The organism is Dyella sp. Tek66A03, from assembly GCF_052567735.1.
This window is the reverse complement of sequence record NZ_CP199584.1, coordinates 149,873-174,815: the sequence shown is the minus strand read 5'-3', so window position 1 is coordinate 174,815 and position 24,943 is coordinate 149,873. Positions and strand designations below refer to the sequence as shown.

At 63.8% G+C, this 24,943-nt stretch carries 16 protein-coding genes; 10 read left to right on the top strand and 6 right to left on the bottom strand.

Features of this window, described 5'->3' with window-relative positions:
* Nucleotides 1-18: 18 nt before the first annotated feature.
* Nucleotides 19-2,676, top strand: coding sequence for an aminopeptidase N (gene pepN, locus ACT01B_RS00745; RefSeq protein WP_445145496.1), 2,658 nt, complete (start codon nt 19-21; stop codon nt 2,674-2,676).
* 291 nt (nt 2,677-2,967) lie between these two features.
* Here the strand turns inward: pepN and ACT01B_RS00740 are convergent, their stop codons facing one another.
* Nucleotides 2,968-3,153 (bottom strand): hypothetical protein, encoded by a 186-nt coding sequence (locus tag ACT01B_RS00740; protein WP_445145495.1) that lies wholly within the window; start codon nt 3,151-3,153, stop codon nt 2,968-2,970.
* 536 nt (nt 3,154-3,689) lie between these two features.
* On the opposite strand from ACT01B_RS00740, the gene mnmG reads away from it, so the two are divergent.
* The 5 genes from mnmG to ACT01B_RS00715 all read left to right on the top strand — a co-directional run bounded on the left by mnmG (nt 3,690) and on the right by ACT01B_RS00715 (nt 12,431).
* The gene (mnmG, locus tag ACT01B_RS00735) at nt 3,690-5,564 is read left to right on the top strand and encodes a tRNA uridine-5-carboxymethylaminomethyl(34) synthesis enzyme MnmG (protein ID WP_445145494.1); all 1,875 of its coding nucleotides are present in this window, start codon (nt 3,690-3,692) and stop codon (nt 5,562-5,564) included.
* 78 nt (nt 5,565-5,642) lie between these two features.
* Nucleotides 5,643-6,440 carry an RDD family protein gene (locus ACT01B_RS00730; protein ID WP_445145493.1) on the top strand — a complete coding sequence of 266 codons (798 nt, stop codon included), beginning with the start codon at nt 5,643-5,645 and terminating at the stop codon, nt 6,438-6,440.
* Between the two features lie 209 nt (nt 6,441-6,649).
* Nucleotides 6,650-7,420, top strand: coding sequence for a winged helix-turn-helix domain-containing protein (locus ACT01B_RS00725; RefSeq protein ID WP_445145492.1), 771 nt, complete (start codon nt 6,650-6,652; stop codon nt 7,418-7,420).
* 96 nt (nt 7,421-7,516) lie between these two features.
* Nucleotides 7,517-9,862, top strand: coding sequence for a Tex family protein (locus ACT01B_RS00720; RefSeq protein ID WP_445147389.1), 2,346 nt, complete (start codon nt 7,517-7,519; stop codon nt 9,860-9,862).
* A gap of 544 nt (nt 9,863-10,406) precedes the next feature.
* A complete protein-coding gene (locus tag ACT01B_RS00715) occupies nt 10,407-12,431 on the top strand; it encodes an autotransporter outer membrane beta-barrel domain-containing protein (RefSeq protein WP_445145491.1) in 2,025 nt (674 codons plus the stop codon).
* 73 nt (nt 12,432-12,504) lie between these two features.
* Here ACT01B_RS00715 and ACT01B_RS00710 read toward each other — a convergent pair whose 3' ends face one another.
* Both ACT01B_RS00710 and ACT01B_RS00705 read right to left on the bottom strand, forming a co-directional pair.
* On the bottom strand, nt 12,505-13,368 hold the full coding sequence (locus ACT01B_RS00710; protein ID WP_445145490.1) for a YbaY family lipoprotein: 864 nt from the start codon (nt 13,366-13,368) through the stop codon (nt 12,505-12,507).
* Between the two features lie 225 nt (nt 13,369-13,593).
* Nucleotides 13,594-16,500 (bottom strand): TonB-dependent receptor plug domain-containing protein, encoded by a 2,907-nt coding sequence (locus tag ACT01B_RS00705; RefSeq protein WP_445145489.1) that lies wholly within the window; start codon nt 16,498-16,500, stop codon nt 13,594-13,596.
* Between the two features lie 331 nt (nt 16,501-16,831).
* On the opposite strand from ACT01B_RS00705, the gene ACT01B_RS00700 reads away from it, so the two are divergent.
* Nucleotides 16,832-17,398, top strand: a complete 567-nt coding sequence (locus ACT01B_RS00700; RefSeq protein ID WP_445145488.1) for a helix-turn-helix domain-containing protein — start codon at nt 16,832-16,834, stop codon at nt 17,396-17,398.
* A gap of 84 nt (nt 17,399-17,482) precedes the next feature.
* Here the strand turns inward: ACT01B_RS00700 and glyS are convergent, their stop codons facing one another.
* Nucleotides 17,483-19,633, bottom strand: a complete 2,151-nt coding sequence (gene glyS, locus ACT01B_RS00695; RefSeq protein WP_445145487.1) for a glycine--tRNA ligase subunit beta — start codon at nt 19,631-19,633, stop codon at nt 17,483-17,485.
* Nucleotides 19,630-20,541 (bottom strand): glycine--tRNA ligase subunit alpha, encoded by a 912-nt coding sequence (glyQ, locus tag ACT01B_RS00690; protein WP_445145486.1) that lies wholly within the window; start codon nt 20,539-20,541, stop codon nt 19,630-19,632. The genes glyS and glyQ overlap by 4 nt, the downstream gene beginning before the upstream one ends.
* Nucleotides 20,542-20,636: 95 nt before the next feature.
* Here glyQ and ACT01B_RS00685 point away from each other — a divergent pair, with 95 nt between their 5' ends.
* The 3 genes from ACT01B_RS00685 to ACT01B_RS00675 all read left to right on the top strand — a co-directional run bounded on the left by ACT01B_RS00685 (nt 20,637) and on the right by ACT01B_RS00675 (nt 24,592).
* Entirely contained in the window at nt 20,637-22,448 is a 1,812-nt protein-coding gene (locus tag ACT01B_RS00685; protein ID WP_445145485.1) for a GspE/PulE family protein, read from the top strand.
* A gap of 47 nt (nt 22,449-22,495) precedes the next feature.
* On the top strand, nt 22,496-23,218 hold the full coding sequence (locus ACT01B_RS00680; RefSeq protein WP_445145484.1) for a glutamine amidotransferase: 723 nt from the start codon (nt 22,496-22,498) through the stop codon (nt 23,216-23,218).
* Nucleotides 23,219-23,467: 249 nt separating this feature from the next.
* On the top strand, nt 23,468-24,592 hold the full coding sequence (locus ACT01B_RS00675; protein ID WP_445145483.1) for a hypothetical protein: 1,125 nt from the start codon (nt 23,468-23,470) through the stop codon (nt 24,590-24,592).
* A gap of 18 nt (nt 24,593-24,610) precedes the next feature.
* On the opposite strand, the gene ACT01B_RS00670 is transcribed toward ACT01B_RS00675, so the two are convergent.
* The gene (locus tag ACT01B_RS00670; RefSeq protein WP_445145482.1) at nt 24,611-24,934 is read right to left on the bottom strand and encodes a DUF1820 family protein; all 324 of its coding nucleotides are present in this window, start codon (nt 24,932-24,934) and stop codon (nt 24,611-24,613) included.
* Nucleotides 24,935-24,943: the final 9 nt, after the last annotated feature.

Sequence of the window (24,943 nt, the reverse complement as noted above, 5' to 3'; positions counted from 1 at the left end):
CTAGCCCCAGCTGTCTCGATGACTACTCGTAGCGACGCCCCACCCACGCTTATCCGGCTCAACGAATACCGCGCTCCTGCCTGGCGGGTGGCGCAGCTGGAACTGGCCTTCGACCTCGGTATCGACACGACCGAGGTGACCTCGCGCCTGCATCTGCTGCGCGATCCCGACCAGCAGGAACCCCTGCGCCTGGATGGCGAGGGCCTGGAGTTGCTGTCGATCACGCTGGACGGTGAGGCACTGCCTGCCACCGCCTGGCGCTACGCGGACCAGGTGCTGGAAGTGGACGGTGCCCAGGACGGTAGCGTGCTGGAGACGCGGGTGCGCGTGCAGCCTGCCGCCAATACGGCGCTCGAAGGCCTGTATCTGTCCGGTAAGCGCGAGAGTGGCTTCCTGCTGACCCAGTGCGAGGCGCAGGGCTTCCGCCATATCACCTTCTTCCCCGACCGGCCGGACGTGCTGTCCAGCTTTACCGTCACCCTGTGCGCCGACCGTGACCGTTTCCCGGTACTGCTGGCCGGCGGTAATCCGGATGGCCAGGGCGAGCTGGAGAACGGCCGCCACTGGGCACGCTTTGTCGACCCGCACCCCAAGCCGAGCTATCTGTTCGCCCTGGTCGCCGGACGGCTGCAGAAGATCGAGCAGGACTACGTCACCTCCAGCGGTCGCGTGGTGAAACTGGTGATCTGGGCCGAGCCCGATGCCATCGGTCACTGCCATTACGCCATGGATGCGCTGGAGCGCTCGATGCGCTGGGACGAGCAGGCCTATGGTCGCGAATACGACCTCGACGTATTCCATGTCGTCGCCACGCACGACTTCAACATGGGTGCGATGGAGAACAAGGGCCTCAATATCTTCAACGCGAAGTACCTGCTGGCCGACCCCGACTCCAGCACCGACGACGAGTACCGCGCCGTTGAGGCCGTGGTGGCCCACGAGTACTTCCACAACTGGAGCGGCAATCGCGTCACCTGCCGCGATTGGTTCCAGCTGTCGCTGAAGGAAGGCCTCACGGTTTTTCGCGAACAACAATTCTCCGCCGAGATGAACTCGCCCTCGCTCAAGCGCATCGAGGATGTCGCCCTGCTGCGTCGCGCCCAGTTCCCCGAAGATGCCGGCCCGCTGGCGCACCCGGTGCGTCCCGCGCAATACAGCGAGATCAACAATTTCTACACCGCCACCGTCTACGAAAAAGGCTCGGAATTGGTGCGCATGGTGGCCGGCCATCTAGGCCGCGACGGCTTCCGTCGTGGCATGGATTTGTACTTTTCGCGTCACGACGGCCACGCCGCCACGCTGGAGGATTTCCTGCGCGCGCTGGGCGATGCCAATGCCATCGACCTGATGCCATATCTAGCGTGGTACAGCCAGTCCGGCACGCCGCGCCTGACCGCACGCGGCCACTACGATGCCGCGCAGCGCACCTATACGCTGACCCTGTCGCAGCACACGCCACCCACCGCGGCGCAACCGCAAAAGCAGCCGCTGCCGATTCCGGTGAAACTGGCGCTGTTCGACCGTCACGGCCGCATGCTGCCGCTGCATCTCGCAGGTGACGCCGCGGCGCCGACGGAGACGACGGAGCGCGTCGTGGTATTGGACCGCGCCGAACAGACGTTCGTGTTCCGCCAGGTGGACTCGTCGCCGGTACCCTCTTTGCTGCGTGGATTTTCCGCACCGGTCATCCTCGAATGCGATGTCGCGCCGGCTGATCTCGCCTTGCTGCTGCGCCACGACGTGGACGGCTTCAATCGTTGGGAGGCTGGCCAACAGCTCGCCGCGCGTGCTTTCGACAATCTGCGCGATGGCGCGGGCACCTCCGCCCTGGACGCCTGGTGCGACGCGCTGGCGGCCTTGTTTGGCGAGACCGCGCTCGATGCGGCGCTGCTCGCCGATCTGCTGACGCCACCCGGCGAAATTGAACTGTCCGAGCGCGAGCGCCTGGTCGATCCCTCGCGCGTGCACGTGTTGCGCCTGCAGTTGCAGGAACGCGTGGCCCGGCGCATCGGCGGCGAAACGTTGCGGCAGCGGTATGAAGCACTTGCCGCACACACGAATCGGGATCTCGACGCCGCCAGCCAGGCGCAACGCCGCCTCAAGCGCCGCGTGCTGGACCTGCTCGCACTGATCGATGCCAACGCTGCGCAGAAGCTTGCCACCCTCCAGTACGACGACGCGCCGAGCATGACCGACCGTCTCGCCGCACTGGCGGTGCTGGTGCGAGGCGATGCGCCACAGTCCGGCGCCGCGCTGGTCCACTTCCGCCAGCGCTATGCGGACAACCCGCTGGCGATGGACAAGTGGTTCTCGGTGCAGACACAGCTGCCCGGCGATCGCGTACTCGATCGCGTGCGCCAGCTGGACGCCGATGCGGCTTTCACGCTCAAGAATCCGAATCGCGTCAACGCCTTGTTCGGCGCGTGGGCACGCAATAACCCCGACGGCTTTCATCGCCCCGACGGCAGCGGCTATCGCCTGCTTGCCGAACGGCTTGTCCAGCTCGATACGATCAATCCTCAGGTCGCAGCGAGGCTGGCTACCGCCTTCAATGGCTGGCAACGCCTGGAGCCCACGCGGCACGCCGTGGCCAAGGCCGCGATTGACTCGCTGGCGGGGCAGCCCGGGCTATCCCGCAACCTCACCGAGATCGTGCGCAGCATGCTGCACGACTAAGTGCCTGATCTTTGAGCGATATCGCTCTCGCTCCTTCTCCCTCTCCCCTCCGGGAGAAGGAGCAAAGCGCGTCATCGCCCCCGCTGCGTAGCCCGCGCTAAGCGCGCAAAAGAAAACGCCCGAGTGCTACCCGCCTAGGACGGGGCACCCGGGCGTAATGCTATTGCCGGGAGTACGCCACCCGCTCGTCGAAGTCCTCGCAAGGACCATGCGTCCGGGTCTCAGTCGCGCACCACTCTATAAGCGTTTAGCCGTCCATCCGGCCAAAGCCTGCTCAGCCTGCGCAAGCCATCAGGCAGGCAAACTTTCCAATGCGTCGCGAAGCCGGCTCATCCGGGTCAACAGGCGCGGACGCAGCGTCTGACGCTCGTTCTCGCTGCGTGCCTCCAAATGCTCCATGGCCATTTCGACACGGCCCAGCTCGATGAGCAGATCGTGGTGCTGGTAAACCGGCTGAAGATCGAAGTTGCATTCCATCACACGAGCTCCTCAGAACAGTTGTCTTGGCTGGCTTGACTGCTGAAGCAATGCCCGTGCCATCGATGTGACGCAGATCACATTCATCGAGGGCTTGGATCACGAAATGACGCTGTACGTCATGAGGTGCCGAGACTCGGCACAAACGAGCGTTTTAGTCACTTTACGTTCACGCGTCAGGCGTAAATATCCAACCCGTAGCGCAGCGATTGGCTGCTGCCAGCTTTCCGTTTTCACGGTTTCTGGCGCCCGGCAACACGGTCATCCTGGATTCCCCCTGTTCCTGAGACCGCCGGGCGCCAGATCTTATTCAAGACCTGAAAAAGGCGACGGCGCCCCTAGGGGCGCCGTCTTGCTTCCTCTCCCGGCACACAATCGAACCCCTGTCGTTCGATCTCGGCGCGCGTTGCCGCGCAGCTTCTGCCCGTGAAAGTGCTGCGTTGTGCAAGCAGGAAGCGTGCCAGCATCCAGGCAAGGCTTGTGGAGTTACCATAGGCGTCGCATTTGGTCCATTCCTGCGCTTTCGGGGCAGTTTCATGTTTCATCCGACCCACTACGACGTCATCGTGATCGGCGGCGGCCATGCCGGCACCGAAGCCGCGCTCGCCTCGGCGCGCACGGGTGCGCGCACCCTTCTGCTCAGCCACAACATCGAGACGATCGGGCAGATGAGCTGCAACCCGGCCATCGGCGGCATCGGCAAGGGTCACCTGGTGAAGGAGATCGACGCCCTAGGCGGTGCCATGGCGCACGCCGCCGATCGCGCCGGCATCCAGTGGCGCACGCTGAATGCCTCCAAGGGGCCGGCCGTGCGCGCCACCCGTTGCCAGGCCGACCGCTCGCTGTACAAGGCCGCCATCCGGCGCCTGGTGGAAACCCAGCCCAATCTGGAGCTGTTCCAGCAGGCGGTAGACGACCTGATCCTGGACGGTGGCCGCGTCACCGGCGTGGTGACCCAGATGGGCCTGAACTTCCACGCACGGGCCGTGGTGCTGACCGCCGGCACCTTTCTGGCCGGCAAGATCCATATCGGCCCCGCGCAGTACGCCGGCGGCCGTGCCGGCGATCCGCCCGCCAGCACGCTAGCCCAGAAGCTACGCGAACTGCCGGTGGCTGCTGATCGCCTGAAGACCGGTACGCCGCCGCGCATCGATCTGCGCAGCATCGATTTTTCGGGCCTGGAGGAGCAGCCGGGCGACAGCCCCGCCCCGGTGTTCTCCTACCTGGGCTCGCGCGCCGAGCACCCGCGCCAGGTCAGTTGCTGGATCACCCACACCAGCGAGCACACTCATGAGCTGATCCGCGGTTCGCTGGATCGCTCGCCGCTATACAGCGGCCAGATCGAAGGCATCGGTCCGCGCTACTGTCCGTCGATCGAGGACAAGGTGGTGCGCTTCGCGGAGAAGAGCTCGCACCAGATCTTTATCGAGCCCGAAGGTCTCGACACGTTCGAGATTTACCCGAACGGGATTTCCACCTCGCTGCCTTATGACGTGCAGCTGGCGCTCGTGCGTTCGATCAAGGGTTTCGAGAACGCGCATATCACGCGCCCCGGTTATGCGATCGAGTACGACTATTTCGATCCGCGCGGCCTGCACCCGTGGCTCGAGACCAAGACCATCCCCGGCCTCTACTTCGCCGGCCAGATCAATGGCACTACCGGCTATGAAGAAGCCGGCGCGCAGGGGCTGATCGCGGGACTCAATGCAGCGCTCGCGGTCAAGGGCGAATCGCCGTGGTATCCGCGCCGCGACGAGGCCTATGTCGGTGTGCTGATCGATGATCTCACCAGCAACGGCACCATCGAGCCGTATCGCATGTTCACCTCGCGCGCCGAGTATCGGCTGCATTTGCGCGAGGACAACGCGGACCTGCGGCTTACCGAAACCGGGCATCGCCTGGGCGTCGTTCCGCAGGCGCGCTACGACGCGCTGCGTGCCAAGCGCGACGCCGTGGAACGCGAGATTCATCGCCTGGGTGCGCTATGGGCTGCACCGACCAACACGCTGGGTGCGGCCATCGAGCGTCAGCTCGGTATCACGCTGAGCCGCGAAACCCATGCGCTCGACCTGCTGCGTCGTCCCGAACTGGACTACGCCAAGCTGACTTCCGTCGACGGCATTGCACCCGCCGTGGTCGACGAGAACGTGGCTGCCCAGGTCGAAGTGCAGACCAAGTACGCCGGCTACCTCGAGCGCCAGCGGCATGAAATCGACAAGCAGCGCCGCCACGAGCAGACCGCGATTCCCGGCAGCTTCGACTACGACAAGGTGCGCGGGCTGTCGGCCGAAGTGCTGTTGAAGCTCAAGCGTGCGCGGCCGGAAACGATTGGCCACGCATCGCGGATCAGCGGCGTGACGCCCGCGGCCATCTCGCTGCTGCTCGTGCATTTGAAGCGCCACGCCGCCTGATCCGGGCTGACTTGCGATGAAACGCTTCAATCCAGATGGCATCAGGGTGAAAGCCGCAGCCGTGCCGCGCATGGCATCATGGATGCCATCGACTATGCGGAGCATGCGTTTATGGAAGTATGGATCGGACGGGACGGCGAGCGGCATGGCCCATACACGGAAGTCGAAGTGCGCCAGTGGCTACGCAGCGGGCAGGTAAGCGCGAGCGACCTCGGCTGGTACGAAGGCCTCGCCGACTGGCAGCCGCTATCCGCACTGTTTCCGGAGGAGCAGACTCAACCCGCTGCCCCTCCGCCGCCGATTTCCCAGGCACGGCCGTCGCAAACCACGTCCGCCTCGCTGGACGATAACGCGGGATTCTGGAAGCGTGTCGCCGCCTACTTGATCGATAGCGTCCTTCTTTACATCCCAAGCGCACTGATCGAAAAAATGATGGGCGGCGACGCGGCCCAGGCCACACTGGAACAGGCGCAACTCTCTGCCTCGAACGATGCGCAAGCGATGATGGCCGCGCTCAGCCAGTACTACACCACGATGATGCCGTCCTTTCTCATCATCACTGCGATGATCTGGCTGTATTTCGCGGTTTGTGAAAGCTCGGCCTGGCAGGCGACGATCGGCAAGCTCGCGCTTCGTATCCGAGTGACCGATATGCAGGGTCAGCGCATCAGCTTTCTGCGCGCGTTTGGCCGCTATCCGGCCAAGTACCTCAGCGCACTCATTCTTGGCGTCGGCTTCCTGATGGTTGGGTGGACGCAACGCAAGCAGGCTCTGCACGATTTGATCGCCAACACACTCGTGCTTAACGGCCGCGCCAGCGAGCTCAAGGACGCCAGCAAGCGAACGGGTACCCATGAGGGCTCCTTCAACGCCTGACGGAAGATCATGGCGACGGAGACAGCACGTGTGCGCCTTTCGCCATACATCCGCCGGGCAGATGACGCATAAGCGACACGCACGCCGTGGCCTGTGCTCCATGCATGCCACGGCGCACGAATAGCGCCGGTTATGACGAATGGCGGATGCGTGCCTGATCGACTGAGCGCATGCTTGTTGCTGCGGGGGGCCGCCCATCAGGCAAGGTCATGGCCCAGTCCCAACCAGACGGTGGCTGGATCTACCAATGCGACGACATCATCGTCGAGCCGCGCGCGCATCGTGTTGAGCGCGCGGGCGTCCCCGTAGCGGTCGAACCCAAGGCCTACGCGGTATTGACGACGCTCCTGCAGCACGCCGGCCAGGTCGTCAGCAAGGACGACTTGCTCGACGCCGCCTGGGGTCATCGGCACGTCACATCCGGCGTACTCTCGCGCGCCATTTCGCAGCTACGGCGCGCGCTGGGCGATTGCGCGGCCGACCCTCATTACATTGCCACCGTGCATAGCCTTGGTTATCGCTTCATTGGCGATGTCCGGCGCATAGCCTCCCCAGCTTCGCCCAACGAAGCGCCCAACGGGCATACGGCGGCCGGGGCACCCGCCGGCATCGAGCTCGAAGCGATTCCCCCCACGCCCACGCCCGGGCCCAAGCCGAAGCCCTGGCTCAGTCTCATGCTCTCGCATTGGCTACCCGCAGCCATCACGCTGGCCATCATTGCCGCCATGCTGGCCGCGGTGAGCATTGGACTGCCGCCGCACGATCACCTGTCCTTGCCGAGTACCGGACCGCGCCCGGCCCTGGTCGAGCTGCCGTTTACCCATACGTCCGATCCGCGCTCGCTGCACCCGCGGCATTGGCCGCGCAACCGCCGTGTCGCCACCGCCTACCCATCACTCCATTCGGATGAACGATCGCAGGCGCTGGCCCGAGGCTATCTGACGCTTCGTCCGGAGCAGGCCCCCGCGGCGCAGGATTGAGCGAGGGAGCGACTTGCTATGATCGGCAGCTCGGCATGCCTTGCAGTGGGCGCGCCGCTTTGTCGAATGCACAGGAATCGTTTCAGCCTCATGCTCATGCTCAGCATCGAACAACGTATTGCCCAGGACATTGCCGCCAAGCCGGAACAGGTCAACGCCGCGGTGGATCTGCTCGATGGCGGCGCCACCGTGCCGTTTATCGCCCGCTACCGCAAGGAAGCCACCGGCGGTCTCGACGACACCCAGCTGCGCCTGCTGGAGGAACGCCTGCGCTACCTGCGCGAGCTGGAGGAGCGCCGCAGTGCGATCCTGGCCAGCATCGAGGAACAGGGCAAGCTCACCGACGCGCTGAAGGGCGACATTCTTTACGCCGATACCAAGGCACGCCTGGAAGACTTGTACCTGCCGTACAAGCCCAAGCGCCGCACCAAGGCGCAGATCGCGCGCGAAGCGGGCCTGGAGCCGCTGGCGCTCAGCCTGCGCGAAGACCCTACGCAATCACCGGAGTCGGTTGCCGCCCCGTACGTCGATGTTGAAAAGGGCGTGGCCGACGTGCGCGCGGCGCTCGATGGCGCACGGGCGATCCTGATGGAGAGCATCGCCGAAAACGCCGGCCTGCTCGGCGAGCTGCGCGACTGGATGTGGGAGAAAGCCCAGATTCGCGCCAAACTCGTGCCCGGCAAAGAGCATGAAGGCGCGAAGTTCCGCGACTACTTCGATCACATCGAGCCGATCGGCAAGATCCCTTCGCATCGCCTGCTCGCCCTCATGCGCGCGCGCAATGAAGGCGTGATCGAACTTGAGCTCGCGCCCACCGTCGACATGGAACAAGGCCACCTGGAAGGCGAAGGCCGCGTGGCCGCACATGCCGGCATCCTCGATCGCGGTCGTCCCGCCGATGCCTGGCTGCGCGAAACCGTGCGCCTCACCTGGCGCGTGAAGCTGCACCTGCATCTCACGCTCGACCTGTTCGGCCGCGTGCGCGAGGGCGCAGAGGACGAAGCGATTCGTGTATTCGGCGACAACCTCAAGGACTTGATGCTGGCCGCACCGGCCGGTGCCAAGACCGTGATGGGCCTGGACCCGGGTATTCGTACCGGCGTGAAGGTGGCCGTGGTCGATGCCACCGGCAAACTGCTGGCTACCGACACCATCTATCCGCACGAGCCGCGCAAACAGTGGGACCAATCCATCGCGCGCCTGGCCGTGCTCAGCAAGCAGCATGGTGTGGACCTGATCGCCATCGGCAACGGCACCGCCTCGCGTGAAACCGACAAGCTAGCGGCCGAGCTGATGAAGAAGCATGCCGACCTCAAGCTCTCGAAGATCGTGGTGAGCGAGGCAGGCGCGTCGGTGTACTCGGCGTCTGAAATCGCGGCCAAGGAATTCCCGGATGTCGACGTGAGTTTGCGCGGTGCCGTATCGATCGCACGCCGCCTGCAAGACCCGCTGGCCGAACTGGTGAAGATTGAGCCGAAGGCGATCGGCGTCGGCCAATATCAGCACGATGTGAATCAGGTGAAGTTGGCGCGCGCGTTGGATGCCAGGGTCGAAGACTGCGTCAATGCCGTGGGTGTCGATGTAAACACCGCATCCGCGGCGCTGCTCTCGCGCGTCGCCGGCCTCAGCGCCAGCGTCGCCGAAAACGTGGTGAAGCATCGCGACGCCAACGGTCCGTTCGCCAATCGCAAGGCACTGCTGAAAGTGCCGCGCCTTGGCGACAAGGCGTACGAGCAGTGCGCCGGCTTCCTGCGCGTGGCCAGCGGCGACAATCCGCTCGACGCCAGCGCGGTGCATCCGGAAGCCTATCCGGTGGTCGAGCGCATCATCGCCCAGTGCGGCCGCGAAGTGCGTTCCATCATTGGCGACGCCAGCTTCCTGCGCAGCCTCAAGGCCGAGCAGTTCACCGATGAAAAGTTCGGTGTGCCGACGGTGCGCGACATCCTCAAGGAGCTTGAGAAGCCCGGCCGTGATCCGCGTCCGGCGTTCGTCGCGCCCAGCTTTGCCGAGGGCGTGGAAGATGTGAAGGACCTGCGTCCCGGCATGGTGCTGGAAGGCCGCGTGACGAATGTGGCGGCGTTCGGTGCCTTCGTCGATATCGGCGTCCATCAGGACGGCCTGGTGCACGTGTCCGCGCTATCGCACACCTTCGTGAAGGACCCGCGCGACGCCGTGAAGGCTGGCGATATCGTCAAGGTCAAGGTGATGGAGGTTGACCTGCCGCGCCAGCGCATCGGCCTCTCCATGCGCCTGGACGACGAGCCCGGCCAGCAGGTCCGCGGCGCCCGCCCGGCGGATGGCAAGGACGTCCGCGGCAACCCGCGCGACAACCGTGGACCACGTCCCGGTGGCGGCGGTGGCAGCGGTGGCGCACCCAAACCGGCAGCCACCCCCTCCAACAGCGCCTTCGCCGATGCCATGTCCCGCGCGATGAAGCGCTGAGCCCTAACCTATTTAGGAACCCGCCTCATGGGCGGTCGTAGTTAAGGCGACGCTGATTAAGTATCGCCATCGTCACCGCCCCTGTCTGCGCGCAGCTCACAGGGGCGTCGGCGCACGCGGGGAGAGGACATGGATGTCCTCGGCCTTGAGGAGCGAGGAAGGCAGCCTGGCTGGCTGTCGAGCCGGCGCACCGAAGAGGTGCGGGCAGACAGGGGCGGCCCCAACATTTCAATTCAGGGGACGGGGTGATGCCTGGAAGGCCCGCAGGCTGCACCGCACGGCTTGGCAAGACGGCCAGTCTTCCCGGCGCCATGCAGTACAGCCTGCGGGCCTTCCAGGCATCATGACGATGGCGATACTTAATCAGCGTCGCCTCAAGGACGACCTGCCGGGTGCCCACACCGTGGGCCCCGGCCAGGGGTTTTTAGGACCCCAAAACAGGGGAAACCAATCGCGATGCGGCGCAGCATGCGCTTACGTATGGGCATGCATTACCGTAACGCGGGTATAACAAAGGCCATTCCGGTCCAGGAGCGTTACAAACATGCCCCGCATTCGCACTATTGCCGGCGCCATTGCCGCCGCACTGATCTTCAGCACCCCGGCCTTCGCCGCCAATTCGCAGTTCAGCAACGTCATCGTGTTCGGCGACAGCTTGAGCGACGCCGGCAACATCTCCTTGGCGCTCAACCCCGCCATCCAGCCGCCGCTGCAGTTCACCACCAACCCGGGTTCGGTGACGGTGCAGAACGTGGCCGGCCATTACGGCATCGCCCTGGGCCCGTCGCTCGTTGGCGGCAGCGATTTCGCCTGGGGCGGCGCTGGCGTGCTCACCAACTCGCCCGGCACGCCGTCGGCTGTGCCCACCATCACCACCCAGGTGAACGCCTACCTCGCTGGCGGCCAGGTCGACAGCAAGGCGCTGTACTCGATCTGGGGCGGTGCTAACGACATCTTCGCCGCTGCCACCTCGGTCGGCGCTGCCGCTACGGCGCAGCAGCTGATCACCCAGAACGTTGCCGCCCAGATCGCCCAGCTTCAGGCTGCTGGCGTACCTGCCGCGCAGATCCAGGCGCTTACCCCGCAGATCACCCAGGCGGTGACCGCCCAGGTGACCCAGGCAGTGCTGGCCGCCGCAGGCGTGTCATCCCTGCTGACCCCGGACCAGGCCCAGGCGTCCATCGCCGCCGCCGCGCAGCAGGAAGTGAAGCTGATCGGTCAGCTGCAGGCTGCCGGTGTGAAGAACATCCTGGTCTTCAACCTGCCCAATATCGGCGCGACTCCTGACGGTACAGCGCAGGGTGCCGCTGCCTCCGCATCGCTGACCGGCCTAAGCCTGGTCTTCAACGGGCAGCTAAATGCCGGCTTGGCCACGCTCGGCAAGGGCATCGTTCCGCTCGATACCTACACCCTGCTCAACGAAGTCATCGCCAACCCGACGGTCTACGGCTTCACCAACGTGACCACACCGGCTTGCGGCGTGGGCTCGAGCTCGGTGATGTGCGGCCCGCAGGGCTCCGGCCTGCCGTACACCTGGGCGCCCGGCACCAACCAGACCTATTTGTTCGCCGACGGCGTGCACCCGACCACCGGTGCCGACGTGTTGCTGGGCCAATACGTGGTTTCGGTGCTCAGCGCACCAGGTTACGCGTCCATCCTGGCCGAGGCACCGCTGGCTTCGATCGCGGCGCAGAACCGCGCCATCCGCACCCAGATGCTGGCTGACGGCCAGGGTGGCGAAACGCGCTTCTTCGCCAACGTCGACTACGGCGACCAGACCTTCGACGGCAGCAGCAGCTCGCCCCGCACCAGCAGCAACAACGTCAACCTGACGCTCGGTGCCGACGTGCGCGCCACTGACAACCTGTCGGCCGGCGTGGCATTGAACATCGGCCAGCACAACGCCAGCTACACGGGCGGCGGCGGTTACAAGCTGCAGGACATCTCCGGCCTGGGCTACCTCACCTATCACCAGGGCGGCGCCTACGTCGGTGGTTACGTCGACTTCGGCTCGGACAACTTCTCCAACATCGAGCGTCGCATCCAGCTCGGTAGCGCCCAGCGTACCGAGACCGCCAAGGCCGACGGCAACCACCTCGGTGGCGGCGTGACCGGTGGCTACTGGTTCGACATGTCGACCTTGCGCAGCGGTCCGTTCGCCACGGTCGAATGGCAGACGGTCAAGGTCAACGGCTACAACGAAGCCGGCAACGCCAGCACGGCGATGTGGTTCGGCCGCCAGCAGCGTGATTCGCTGCTCTCCGTCGTCGGTTGGCGCCTGGAAGGTCAATGGCAGGCCGGCAACATCCTGCTCAAGCCCTACGCCGAACTGGCCTGGAACCATGACAGCAAGGCCGATCCGCGCGACATCACGGCCGGCCTCAACAATATGCCCGGCTCCTTCAGCCTGGCCGGCTTCTCACCGGACAAGACCTGGGGTACCGGTGACCTTGGCGTCAGCGCACAGTTCACCCAGACGATCAGCGGCTGGTTCGGTTACAGCGGCCGCTTCGACGACAGCAGCCAGCGCTACAGCAGCGTCAACCTCGGCATGAAGTACGCCTTCTAAGGCGAGCTTCATCCAACAAAAAAGCCGTCCGCGTGAGCGGACGGCTTTTTTTATGCCCGGTTACGGGAAGGGCTTACTTGCCCTTGCCGCCGGTGGCCAGATTCAGGATGGCCAAGGCCTGCTTCTGCAGGTCGGCAGCGGCGTCATCGCCCAAGGGCGAGGTCTTGCCACCCGCTTCGGAGGTCTTCAGCACGAGCGTGCCGTCCTGACTCCACGCAGCGCGCTCGGTCGAGGTCGGCTTGGCGTCCTTGCTGGCCTTCTTCTGCTGCACAACGACCCACGGCTTGCCATCCTTGAACGCAAAGTCGGTGCTGGTGAAGCCCTTGTCGCCGTAGTCGACCTGCTCACGGATGAACTTCACTTCACCCGCTTCGTGGAATACCTGCCAGCCGCGCGAAACATTCGCCTCCAGCTTGGTGCCGCTGGTGATCTTCATGCCGCCGATCTGCTTCTGCACGGCGGTGAAGGCTGCGAATTCCTTCTCACCCGCGGTCTGCTCGGCCACCAGCTGGATGTTCACCTGACTCGGCGCACCCTTGGTAAGCACCTGGGCCTGCAGCGGCGGCGTGTAATGGCGGTCGCCATCGACCAGCACCGCCTTCACCACATACATGCCTGCCGGGTTCACGTCGGTGGGGTTGAACTCAAGGGAGAACGACAGCGGGAAGGTATTCGCCGAATCGATCGTCTTGGTCGCCAGCGGGGCCGCGTCCGCGTTCGACACGTCGACCAGGGTAAGTTCCAGTTTGGCCGCTGCCGATACATTGGCAGCCTCGCGCAGCGTCACCGAGCCGGTGACCGCGTTCGCGCTGGCAGGCGTCGTTGCGGGAGCCGTCGCGCCCCCCTGGGTCGCGGTCTGCGATGAGTCCGAAGAATTACTGCAACCGGCGAGAGCCAGTGCAGCGACCGACATCAGCGACCAAACCAACCTGCGCATGGGGAAAACCTCTATCGAAATGTCAGAGCGAAGCGCGAGAACCAACCGGCGACCAACACGCCACGACTCTACACGGGGGAAGCTCTGAGGATAGCCCAAAGGATATCCCATGTAAAAGTTTACTCCATTCGCGAGCGTATGCAGCAATTAATCGCCAGTCCATTGGCGCATAAACAAAAAGGGTGGCCCATTACAGGCCACCCCCTAATACGGCATTAATACGACTTAGAAACGCTGGGTATATTTCAGGTAATAGGAGCGACCGATATCAAAGCCGCCGTAGTACACGAAGGAGCTGTTCGGCTTCGAGTACAAGATCGGACCAACCTTGTCGAAGACGTTGTTCGCGCCGACCGAGACAATACCCTTCCACGGCATGGTCCAGCGGAACTGCACATCGTTGAACGTGGTGCTGGCGACATGCCGCATCGGCTGTACGCCGTTGAACGGGTCGACGTGGTTGGGCTCGTTGCATTCGGTCATGAACGAGCACTTCTCCATCAGGCCCGAGTAATAGCGCATGGTCCAGGTCGCGCCAAAGATGCCGCGGGTCCAGTCCAGCGTCAGGTTGGAGCGCACGCGGAAGTTGGCGCCGTTGACGGTTGTGCCGATCAAAGGCTGGACCTTGGTAGCAGGATTGTCGTCAGCCTTGATGTTGAGGTAGTCGACATAGGTGGTGTTCCAACGTACCGCGAACTGGCCGGCGGAAGCGACCGAGAAGCGGTAGTTCACACCAAGGTCGTAACCCTCGGTCTTCTCCCAACCCTTGTTGGTCAAGCCGTAGTACATATTGGTGATGACACCCGTGGATGGATCACGGCTAAACCCCGTGCAGCGCGACGCAATACCGGCCGCATAGCAGTCATCCAGGATGTTCTGCACGCTATCGCTGCTGATCAGGTTCTTGATATCGATCTTGTACCAGTCCAGCGAGACGTCGAAGCCTTCCACGTAGTGCGGGCTGTAGATCAGACCCAGCGTACGAGTCGTGGCCGTTTCCGGTGTCAGGTTGGGGTTGGAACCATTGGTGAACTGGTAACCCGTCTGGCACGGATAGGTCGTGCAGAGTAGGCCGCCCTGACCCAGCTGGCGGAAGTTGGCTGCCACCGTTGGCTGTCCGCCGAAACCGGAGCCACACCGCGCAGCCACCGACGGGTTTTTCGCCGCCGCCCCGTTCTTCGTGTCGCAGGGATCAATATAGGACTCGAAGCTGCTGCCGATGCCACCGTAGAGGTCCGAGATGGTCGGGGCACGGAAGCCCTGTGCCCAACTGCCACGGACCAGCAAGTCATCGATCGGTTTCCATTTGACACCGAACTTGCTGTTGGTGGTATTGCCGAAATTGTTGTAATCGGAATAACGCGTGGCGACATTGACCGACAGCTCGCGAGCCATCGTCATGTCCTTCAGCAGCGGCGCATCCAGCTCCAGGTAAGCCTCGTTCACACGGTACTTGCCCGAGGTGGTCGTGGCCGCCAGGCCTGAGCTCAGACCGGCCTGATTGAACGCATCCGGGACAAAGCGGCCTTCTTCCTCGCGATGCTCCACACCCACGGCGACGCCGAGATCACCCGCCGGCAGTGAGAACAGCGTGCCGGCCAGGTTGCCGGTGTAGTCGACCGTGGTGGTCCTGCCGGTGTCGTGATACTCGGGGAACATGAAACTCTGCAAATCCGAGTCGGCCAATGAACCCGCACCCGCCTGGCCGTACGGCAGCAGCGGATTCCAGGGCACGCAACCATTGATCGGGCTGGCCACAGTACCGCAGTGCACCTTGCCATCGGAACCAAGGAAGGAGGGACCCAGCGCCTGCTTGGACGCCACCAGGTTGAAGTCGCCATGACCGGTCTTGAGCATATTGTTGCGATTGGTCATCGCACCAACATCCCAGTTGAAGGCGCGTCCGCCCAGATCAAAATAGCCCTCGAGGCCGGCCGTCCAGCGGTAGGTTTCCAATTGGCTATCGGTGGTGCGAGGCACCTCCCAGCCGCGGCGAGCAAAGCTCAGGTCTTTGCCCAGCGGGTTGAAATAGCTCTGACCCGACAGCGGGGTCTTGAACGAAGACGACTGGTACGGATAACCCGCGATCTGCTGCAGGGTGCTGCGCTTGTTGTAGAGGAAGTCCGTCTTGAAAGCGATGTTGTCGGACAGGTTGTACTTGCCAGCGACAAACAGCGACGTCCTCTCCTGACCCGTCTGCAGCGTCATCTGCTGATTGGAATCGGCGTACTGGTCCGGGGTCTGCGGGTGGTAGTTGGCGAAGTTGCGCGGATCGGTGCCCGGCGTCAGCGTGCAGTTCGGGTACACGCCCTTCGCATTCGCCGGACCGCAGGGAGCATTCACGATGTAGCCGTATTGGCTTACCGGACTCCAACCAGCGGTCGGGTGATTCGGACCCGACGGATAGGCACTGAATTCGCGATCCTTCGCCCATACAGGATCGTCTTTCTGGTACTGGGCACTCAGCATGATCGAGCCGCGCTCGTTCGCCGTGCCAAGCGTGAAGTCGTAACTCTGCTTCTTGCCGTCGTTCTTGTCGTATTCACCGACGTAGGCATTGGCTTCGGCGCCGGTGAAATTGCTGCGGGTGATCACGTTCACCACGCCCGCAATGGCGTCGGAGCCGTAGATGGACGAACCGCCGTCCTTCAGCACTTCGATGCGTTCAATGGTCGACACCGGAATCTGGCCAAGGTCCTGCAGGCCGGAGGTGTTGGCGCCAAGGCGCTTGCCGTTGACCAGGATCAGAGTGCGGTTGGGACCCAGGTTGCGCAGATCGACGTAGTAACCACCGACGTCTTCACCTGAGGACAGCGCATTGGCGCGACTGAGCGGCGGCGAACCGACTTCGGTCAGGTTCTGCAGAATGTCGGCGACCGAGATAAAGCCCTGGTTCTCGATCTGCTTGCGGTCGATGATCACCACCGGCTGCGCGGTTTCCACATCCACGCGCGGGATACGCGAGCCGGTCACGGTGACCGCCTCGAGCCTCTTCGCATTGTCCTGGCTGGCCGGTGCCGGGCCGGTGGCGTCCTGGGCGAGGGCCGGAGCCATGGCCACGAAGGTACCTGCGGACAGAGCAAGGCGCACGGCAACCGTAAGTTTGTTGTTGGAATTTTTACGAAACAGCATTTCTTCTCCCCAATCAAAAGAACCCCGGCCCCAACCGGGGGGTCTAGAACTTGCTTTTCACGTCGCAAGTCGCAGGATTTAAGGGTGTTGCGCCCTCAAACTTTCCTGTCTGCCAGCTGAACAAGCCGGCGAGTTTGTGGTTACCAATCAACGACAATTGCGTTGTTGGACTTGGCGATGTTGCTGAATATCGCGACGATTCCCAAGAACTTACGAACCTATCGGAAAGATCTTACGATTGTCAACGGCTTTCTAACACTTGATTGACGTTGGCATCCCATTTTTGGGTTCACGCTCACCACAACTTGTCGCCATCCGCCAGGAAACTGCGATGAACATGCAAAAAATTACGCCGCTCGAGACGGCAAACACCTTCGCCGATCGCATCAAAGTGCTGATTCAGCGCGTGGGCAGCGTCACCGAGATCGCCCGGATGTGCGGTTTTTCGGAGGGCGTGGTGCGCAGTTGGCGCGACGGCAACACCGATCCTTCGCGCGCCCGCTGCGTGACCCTGGCGAAGACACTGGGCATATCGCTGGTATGGCTCGTCGCCGGCGAGGGCTCGATCCAGACGGACACCATCAGCTCAGGGGAAGACCTGCCGAATGCGGAGTCCACCGCCAACCGTCACCGCACCAAGCTGCGTACTGCCGCCGACACCTTGCACGCCAGTGGCATGGCCATGGACCCGCAGCGCCTGAATACCGCGCTGCGCATCCTGCAGTCGGAACTGGACTTGGCCGAAAGTCACCTGACCCTGGCCGACAATGCCGACATGCTGGCTGATCTCTACGACATCCTTGGCCCGGGTGGCGCGGATGTCGACGCCACCTCGATGGTGGCCTTCACGCACCGTCTGGCCGAACGCGTGAAGCGCGGCCGCCAGGTGATTGGCTAAGCAAGAGACACTCTCGCAGGCACGAAAAAAAGCGGCAGCCCTCAACGGCTGCCGCTTTCTTGTGGGGCTTACCCCATCAGCGCACTACAAGCGCGCGATATCGGCAATAGCGCCGAACTGGGCCTTGAGCTGGCCCAGCAAGGCGAGTCGATTCGCGCGCACAGCCGGGTTCTCCGCATTGACCAGCACGCTGTCGAAAAAGGCATCCACCGGCGCCTGCAGCTGGGCAAGCCGCGTGAGCACGGCGGCATAGTCGCCTGCTTGCAGCGGTGCGGCGGTATCCGCACGCGCGCCAGCGAGCGCTGCCGCCAGCGCACGCTCGGCATCGGCCTCGAAATGCGCGGCATCGACCGTGGCACCCACGGCTGGCGCGCCCGCCTCTTCCGCCTGCTTGCGCAGGATGTTCGCTACACGCTTGTTGGCCGCCGCCAGGCTCAGCGCTTCCGGGCGCCGGCCAAACTCGGCCACGGCGCGCAAGCGGCGATCGAAGTCGACCAGGCTTGTGGGCGACACCGCCAAAACCGCTTCGAACTGTTCGCCGGTAAAGCCCTGCTCGGCGTAATAACCGCGCAGACGCTCAAGCACGAAGTCATATAGCTCGTCGACCAGGGCCGCACGGCGCTTGCCCGCCTCCAACAGCGGAGCCTTGCCGTCCTTGCCGGGCTTGAGGCCGGCCGCCAGGGCGGCTTCCGGCAGCAGCTCCAGCGCTTCGACCAGACTGCCGCGCAGATCCAGTTCGAGCCCGCCCTCGACCAGCGTGCGCGCCAGACCCAGCGCTGCGCGACGCAGCGCGAACGGGTCCTTGTTGCCGCTGGGCTTGAGGCCCACGGCAAAGATGCCAGATAGCGTATCGAGGCGATCGGCGACGGCGAGTACGCGCCCCACCTTGCCCGCGGCAATGGCGTCACCGGCAAAGCGCGGCTGGTAGTAACTGTCCAGCGCGTTGGCCACTTCCGCAGTTTCGCCATGATGCGCAGCGTAGTAACGACCCATCACGCCTTGCAGCTCGGGAAACTCGCCGACCATGCGTGTGAGCAGATCGCACTTGCTGAGCGCGGCCGCGCGCGTCGCTTCGCCGGCATCGACATCGACGCGGTTGGCGATGATGCGGGCCAGCTCGGCCACGCGAATGCTCTTATCCCACAGGCTGCCCAGCGACTGCTGGTAGGTGACGTTCTTGAGCTGGTCCTGGTAGCCGGCCAACGGCGTCTTCAGGTCCTCATCCCAGAAGAACTTCGCATCGGCAAAACGCGGACGGATCACGCGCTCATAACCCTTGCGAATTTCGCCGGGCTGCTTGCTGTCGATATTGGCAACGCCGATGAAGTGCTCGGTGAGTTTGCCTTGCGCATCGAACACCGGCACGAACTTCTGGTTGGTCTCCATGGTGGTGACCAAGGCTTCCGGCGGCACCGCGAGGAAGTCGCGCTCGAACGTGCAGGCAATGGCCACCGGCCATTCGGTAAGGTTGGCGATCTCGTCGAGCAGCGCGTCATCGAGCTGCGGCACGCCGCCGGTCTCCTTCGCGACGCGCGCCACTTCATCGCGTATCTTCTGGCGCCGCTCGAGCGGATCGGCCAGCACCTTGGCCGAACGCAAGCCGTCCAGCCAGCTGTCGGCATCGACCACATGCAGCGGCTGCGGGTGCATGAAGCGATGACCACGCGACTTGCGCCCGCTGCTGAGGCCCAGTACGGCGCCGTCGATGATATCGGCGCCATGCAGCATCACCAGCCAATGCACGGGACGCACGAAGCTGTACTCGTGGTCGCTCCAACGCATCGGCTTCGGGATAGGCAGGCCTTTCAGCGCCTCTTCCACGACGTCCGACAGCAACGCAGCCACGGGCTGGCCGGGCTTGGTGGCGCGGAAGACGAACCAGGAACCCTTGTCGGTTTCCAGCTTTTCCAGCTGCTCGACGGTGACACCGCAGGACTGCGCGAAACCCAGCAAGGCCTTGCCCGGCTGGCCATCGGCGTCGAGTGCGGCATTCACCGCCGGGCCACGACGTTCGATCGTCTGCGCCGGCTGCTGCACCGCCACCTCCGGTATATAGACGGCCAGACGGCGCGGCGATGCGTAGGACCTGGCGACATCCAGCGCGGCGCTCACACCGCGCTTGGCGAGGCCATCGCAGATGCCGCGCAGGAAGGCTGCGGCAAGTTCATCCAGCGCCTTGGGCGGCAGTTCTTCGGTACCCAGTTCGATCAACAATGGCTTGCTGGCGGCGCTCATGCAGCCTGCTCCTTCAGGTTCTTTTTGAGGCCCGGAAAACCGAGCTTCTCGCGCTGCGCCACATAGGCCTCGGCCACGCTGCGGGCCAGTGTGCGTACACGCAGGATGTAGCGTTGGCGCTCGGTCACGCTGATGGCACGGCGTGCATCGAGCAGGTTGAACGTGTGGCTGGCCTTCATCACCTGCTCATAGGCAGGTAGCGGCAGGCCGACGGCAATCAACTTGTTCGCCTCGCCCTCGCAAACGTCGAACCAGCGCAACAGCTCGGGCACATTGGCGTGCTCGAAGTTGTAGGTGCTCTGTTCCACCTCGTTCTGAAGGAACACGTCGCCGTAGGTCACGGTGCCATGCGGGCCTTCGGTCCAGATCAGGTCGTAGACGTTGTCCACGTTCTGCAGGTACATGGCCAGACGCTCGAGACCGTAGGTGATCTCGCCCGTCACCGGACGGCATTCCAGGCCACCGGCCTGCTGGAAGTAGGTGAACTGGGTGACTTCCATGCCATTGAGCCAGACTTCCCAGCCCAGGCCCCAGGCGCCCAGGGTGGGCGATTCCCAGTTGTCCTCGACGAAGCGCAGGTCGTGCACCAGCGGATCCAGGCCCAGCTCCTTCAGCGAACCGATGTACAGGTCCAGGATGTTGTCCGGATTGGGCTTCATCACCACCTGGTACTGGTAGTAATGCTGCAGGCGGTTCGGGTTCTGGCCGTAGCGGCCGTCGGTCGGGCGGCGCGAGGGCTGCACATAGGCAGCGGCCCACGGCTCCGGACCGAGCGAGCGCAGAAACGTAGCGGGGTGGAAGGTGCCGGCGCCGACCTCGGTATCGAGGGGCTGCAGCAAGACACAACCCTGGGCCGCCCAATAGCGGTTCAGGGTCTGGATCACATCCTGGAATGTGCGCGCGGACATGGCTTTCCGTGGGCTTGAATAAAGCGCGTTAGTATAGCCGCGACCGCTTTCGGCGCTGGCGTTTCGGCGCGAGACCTCATCAGAGAGATTGCCGCATGGCTGCTTCACCGCAATCCGTGTCCCTGCTTGGCCGCCGTGGCCGGCTGGAACTGGACGAGCTGCTGGCAACGCTGGTGGTCGATGGCTACCTGCTTGCCGAGGATGCCAAGCAGGTGCGCATGGGCGCGCGCAGCGGCCGCAGCGCGGTTGAGCTGCATCCGCTGGTGCTGGTAGCCAATGCCAAGCTCTCCAACCAGCGGGAACCGGGCCGCCCCCTGAGCCTCGAAGCTTTGACGGAATGGCTGGCCGGCCACGCCAGCCTGCCGTATCTCAAGATCGACCCGATGAAGATCAACGCGGCGGCCGTGACCCAGGTGGTCAGCCACGCCTATGCGCAACGGCATCGCATCCTGCCCGTGGGAGTCGCGCCGGGCGAGGTCACGTTCGCCACCTGCGAGCCTTTTGACGCCAGCTGGGCCAAGGACCTGGCTCAGATGATTCGCCGGGACGTGCGTCGCGTGGTGTCCAATCCGCTGGATATCAACCGCTATCTGCTGGAGTTCTACGGCGTCCAGCGCTCGATCCAGCTCGCGCAGGACGCCAAGGGCACCGGCTACGACTCTTCCGCCATCCTCAACTTCGAGCAGTTGGTGGAGTTGGGCAAGGGTGGCGAAATCGGCGCGGACGACCGCCACGTCGTGCATATCGTCGATTGGCTGCTGCAATACGCGTTCGAGCAACGCGCTTCGGACATCCACCTGGAGCCACGCCGCGACGCTGGCCGAATGCGTTTTCGCATCGACGGCGTGATGCACAAGGTGTTTGAGCTGCCGCCGCCGGTGATGACCGCCGTCACCGCGCGCATCAAGATCCTTTCGCGCATGGACGTGGCCGAGAAGCGGCGCCCTCAGGACGGCCGCATCAAGACCCGCTCATCGTCGGGCCGCGAGGTCGAGCTGCGACTTTCGACCATGCCCACGGCCTTCGGCGAGAAGGTGGTGATGCGAATCTTCGACCCTGACCTCGTGGCCAAGGATTTCGGGCAACTGGGCTTTTCCCCCGAGGAGGGCGCCATCTGGCGTTCGATGGTGGAGCGCCCGCATGGCATCGTCCTGGTCACCGGCCCGACCGGCTCCGGCAAGACCACCACGCTCTACTCGACGCTCCGCCATCTGGCCACGCCCGAGCTCAACGTGTGCACGGTGGAAGACCCCATCGAAATGGTCTCGCCCGAGTTCAACCAGATGCAGGTGCAGGCGGCGATCGATCTCGATTTTGCCGCGGGTGTGCGCACCCTGCTGCGCCAGGACCCGGACATCATCATGGTCGGCGAAATTCGCGACCTGGAGACCGCGCAGATGGCGGTGCAGGCCTCGCTCACCGGCCACCTGGTGCTCTCGACCCTGCATACCAACGATGCACCCAGCGCGGTCACCCGCCTACTGGATCTGGGTGTACCCCATTATCTGATCCAGTCCACGCTTTCCGGCGTGGTGGCGCAGCGTCTGGTGCGCACGCTGTGTGCGCACTGCAAGCAGGAAACCACGCAGGATCCGCACGAGTGGACGGCGTTGACCCACGGCTGGTCCATACCGTTGCCGGATAAAGTCTACAAACCGCTGGGTTGCCTGGAATGCCGCAATACCGGCTTCATGGGGCGCACCGGCATCTACGAAATGATGCAGCTGTCTTCGCGCCTGCGTGGCCTTATCTCTTCACAACTGGATCTTGGCCATTTCGGTCATGCCGCGCTGGCCGAAGGCATGAGTCCGTTGCGCATTTCCGCCGCTGCACAGGTCGCGCGCGGCGTGACCACCGTGAAGGAAGTGCTCACCGTGATACCGCCGATCGAACACAGTTCAGTCTGAATCCGCATCATCACACTGTCTCCCTGCCTACGAAGTCGTCGCATCGCATGAAGCCCGTCCTGATCATCCGCACCGGCCGTGCACCTGATTCCATCCGGGCACGGCACGGCGATTTTCCACACTGGTTCCGCCTGGGCGCCAATCTGTCGCCCGAACGTGTACGAATCATCGATGTCGAAGCAGGCGAGACACTTCCAGCAGCGTCTGAGGTAGCGGGTGCGCTGATCACGGGATCCGCTGCCATGATTACCGAGCGCGCGCCCTGGAGCGAGCGCACCGCGGGCTGGATTCGCGACGCGATGGATCTTGAGCTGCCGATGTTCGGCGTCTGCTACGGCCACCAGCTGATGTCTCACGCACTCGGTGGCCGCGTCGACTACCTGCCTGGTGGACGCGAGATTGGCACGCTGCCGATCAAGCTGCTCGATGCCGCCAAGCAGGATCCACTCGCCGCCGATCTGCCGTCCGAATTTCGCGCCCACACCACGCACGAGCAAAGCGTGCTGGAGGTTCCCAAGGGCGCCGCCGTCCTGGCCAGCTCGGAACGCGACCCGCACCACTTGCTTCGTTATGGGGCGAACGCAGTCAGCGTCCAGTTCCATCCCGAGTTCAATGCCGACGTCATGCGCGCGTATATCCATCGCAAACGCGATGCCATGGACAGGGAAGGCTTCGATCCGCATCACACGTTCCGCCAAGTGGCAGCCACCCCGCTGGCAAGGCGGCTGATGCGACAGTTCTCTCGGCACCATGGGCTCGCCAAGGGCTGACCTACACGGGTGAGCCTGTGCCCTCTCTCCGCTTGGCCCGCGCCGGGAGCTGTTTGCGCGCAGGCCAAGGAAGAACGAGGGCGTGTACGTCCGTACACAACCGAGTGATGACGCCGGCATGCGGGCAAACAGACCCGGATCGGGCCAAGCGGAGAGAGGGCACAGGCTCTTAGTCACAGTGTCAGCCTAGAATGGCTCGGCCGGGCGCATTCCTGCGATTAGCGCGCCCTCCGGGAAAGGATGGGCGATATGGCATTGAAGCAGCCGCATGTACATCGCGCCGCCGTGATCGCGATGCGTCTCGTCGACATTGCCGACGCCATTGATCTGACGGCCGCCGAATCGCTATGGGCACATCACGCACGCACCGCCGCTGCACGCGGTCGGCTGACCAATGCGCCTCCCAAGGCGGTGGCGTTTGGTGTGCCGCCAGTTCAACTCACGCTTGATCCCCAGCTGATCGACATCGGCGGGCAGCCCATGCAAGCCACCGTCATGGCGCGGCTTTATGATTTTGGCGCGGTCGCCTTTTCATTGCGCATAGCGGCCGATGAACTTTCCTGGGCGGACTTCAGCTCGCGCGTCAACGCCGTCGATGCCGCGCTAGGGCTGGCTTCCGACGCACCGGTGTGGCCAAAGCTGGTGGAGCAGATCACGACGATCATGCGTCCTGCGCTCTCGCGGCCAAGCCTCGTTCCGTTGCAGGAGGACTATCTGCTGGGTCTCGTTCACGCGATGGAGGGCGTGAGCACGACGGCTTCGTTGCATCACGACATCGACCTCGTGCCGCTGCTGTCCGGCGAGTCGCGGCCCCTGTCCGAGCAGGCCCGCCAGGACCTGTTGCGACAGCGCTTTTCCTACTATGCCGATGACCTGGTCGTGCTTACGTGGGATCGCGCCTTCATCGTCGAGCCGCGCAACGACTCCGATGTCGTGGACATCCTCGAGGTTGCCAACGCACAGCTGCTGGAGCTGCGCTATTACGACGAACTGCTCGATGCCGAACTGCCGCGCATGTACGACCTCGTCGAAGCCACCCTACATGTGGCCAGTCCCTTCGCTGCGCGCCGCTACGCGGACCTGGCCCGGCATCTTTATACGCTGGTCGCCGAAGTCACTGAGATCACCGAGAAGGTGGACAACGCGTTGCAAGTGACCGAAGACGTCTATCTCGCCCGCGTCTATGCCTCCGCGTTGGAACTGTTCCGCGTCTCACACGTGAGCAAGGCGGTCGACCGCAAGCTGGCCATCATCCGCGACAGCTACGCAGCGCTTTATGAAGAAGCGTCGAGCAAGCGCGGCGAATTGCTGGAGTTGGCGATCATCTTGCTGATCGTGGTGGAGATCGTGATCGCCGTGATGCGGCACGTGTAGACGTTCACAGCGCGGACCTCAACGGTTCCGCGGTGGCATCGGAAACGGCGTGATCTTCTGCCCGTCACTGGCATCGCGAATGATCAGCGCGCCCTTGCTCTCGACCTCTTCGATGCGCACAACCGACTGCATCGGAAGATGGAGTACGTGGGTGTCCTTAAACTCCTCGCGCAGACGCTCTTCCGTCGGGTCGACCAACAAGCCCTCGCCTACCGGCTCGAAGACCAGCTCGCCAACTTCGGTAAACCCCCACAAGCTGCTGGAGGCCACGTGGCGAGCGTAGAGCTCGTAGCACTTGCCCAGATGGAGGAAGGTCACCTTGTAGAGTTTCTTGTTACGCATCGGCCTATG

Coding starts and splice junctions, on each gene's coding strand:
- glyS (WP_445145487.1), bottom strand. CDS start 19,633: ATGAGCGCCGCCAGCAAGCCATTGTTGATCGAACTGGGTACCGAAGAA.
- pepN (WP_445145496.1), top strand. CDS start 19: ATGACTACTCGTAGCGACGCCCCACCCACGCTTATCCGGCTCAACGAA.
- ACT01B_RS00685 (WP_445145485.1), top strand. CDS start 20,637: ATGGCTGCTTCACCGCAATCCGTGTCCCTGCTTGGCCGCCGTGGCCGG.
- ACT01B_RS00700 (WP_445145488.1), top strand. CDS start 16,832: ATGAACATGCAAAAAATTACGCCGCTCGAGACGGCAAACACCTTCGCC.
- ACT01B_RS00710 (WP_445145490.1), bottom strand. CDS start 13,368: ATGCGCAGGTTGGTTTGGTCGCTGATGTCGGTCGCTGCACTGGCTCTC.
- ACT01B_RS00705 (WP_445145489.1), bottom strand. CDS start 16,500: ATGCTGTTTCGTAAAAATTCCAACAACAAACTTACGGTTGCCGTGCGC.
- ACT01B_RS00725 (WP_445145492.1), top strand. CDS start 6,650: ATGGCCCAGTCCCAACCAGACGGTGGCTGGATCTACCAATGCGACGAC.
- glyQ (WP_445145486.1), bottom strand. CDS start 20,541: ATGTCCGCGCGCACATTCCAGGATGTGATCCAGACCCTGAACCGCTAT.
- ACT01B_RS00730 (WP_445145493.1), top strand. CDS start 5,643: ATGGATGCCATCGACTATGCGGAGCATGCGTTTATGGAAGTATGGATC.
- ACT01B_RS00740 (WP_445145495.1), bottom strand. CDS start 3,153: ATGGAATGCAACTTCGATCTTCAGCCGGTTTACCAGCACCACGATCTG.
- ACT01B_RS00680 (WP_445145484.1), top strand. CDS start 22,496: ATGAAGCCCGTCCTGATCATCCGCACCGGCCGTGCACCTGATTCCATC.
- ACT01B_RS00675 (WP_445145483.1), top strand. CDS start 23,468: ATGGCATTGAAGCAGCCGCATGTACATCGCGCCGCCGTGATCGCGATG.
- ACT01B_RS00670 (WP_445145482.1), bottom strand. CDS start 24,934: ATGCGTAACAAGAAACTCTACAAGGTGACCTTCCTCCATCTGGGCAAG.
- ACT01B_RS00715 (WP_445145491.1), top strand. CDS start 10,407: ATGCCCCGCATTCGCACTATTGCCGGCGCCATTGCCGCCGCACTGATC.
- mnmG (WP_445145494.1), top strand. CDS start 3,690: ATGTTTCATCCGACCCACTACGACGTCATCGTGATCGGCGGCGGCCAT.
- ACT01B_RS00720 (WP_445147389.1), top strand. CDS start 7,517: ATGCTCAGCATCGAACAACGTATTGCCCAGGACATTGCCGCCAAGCCG.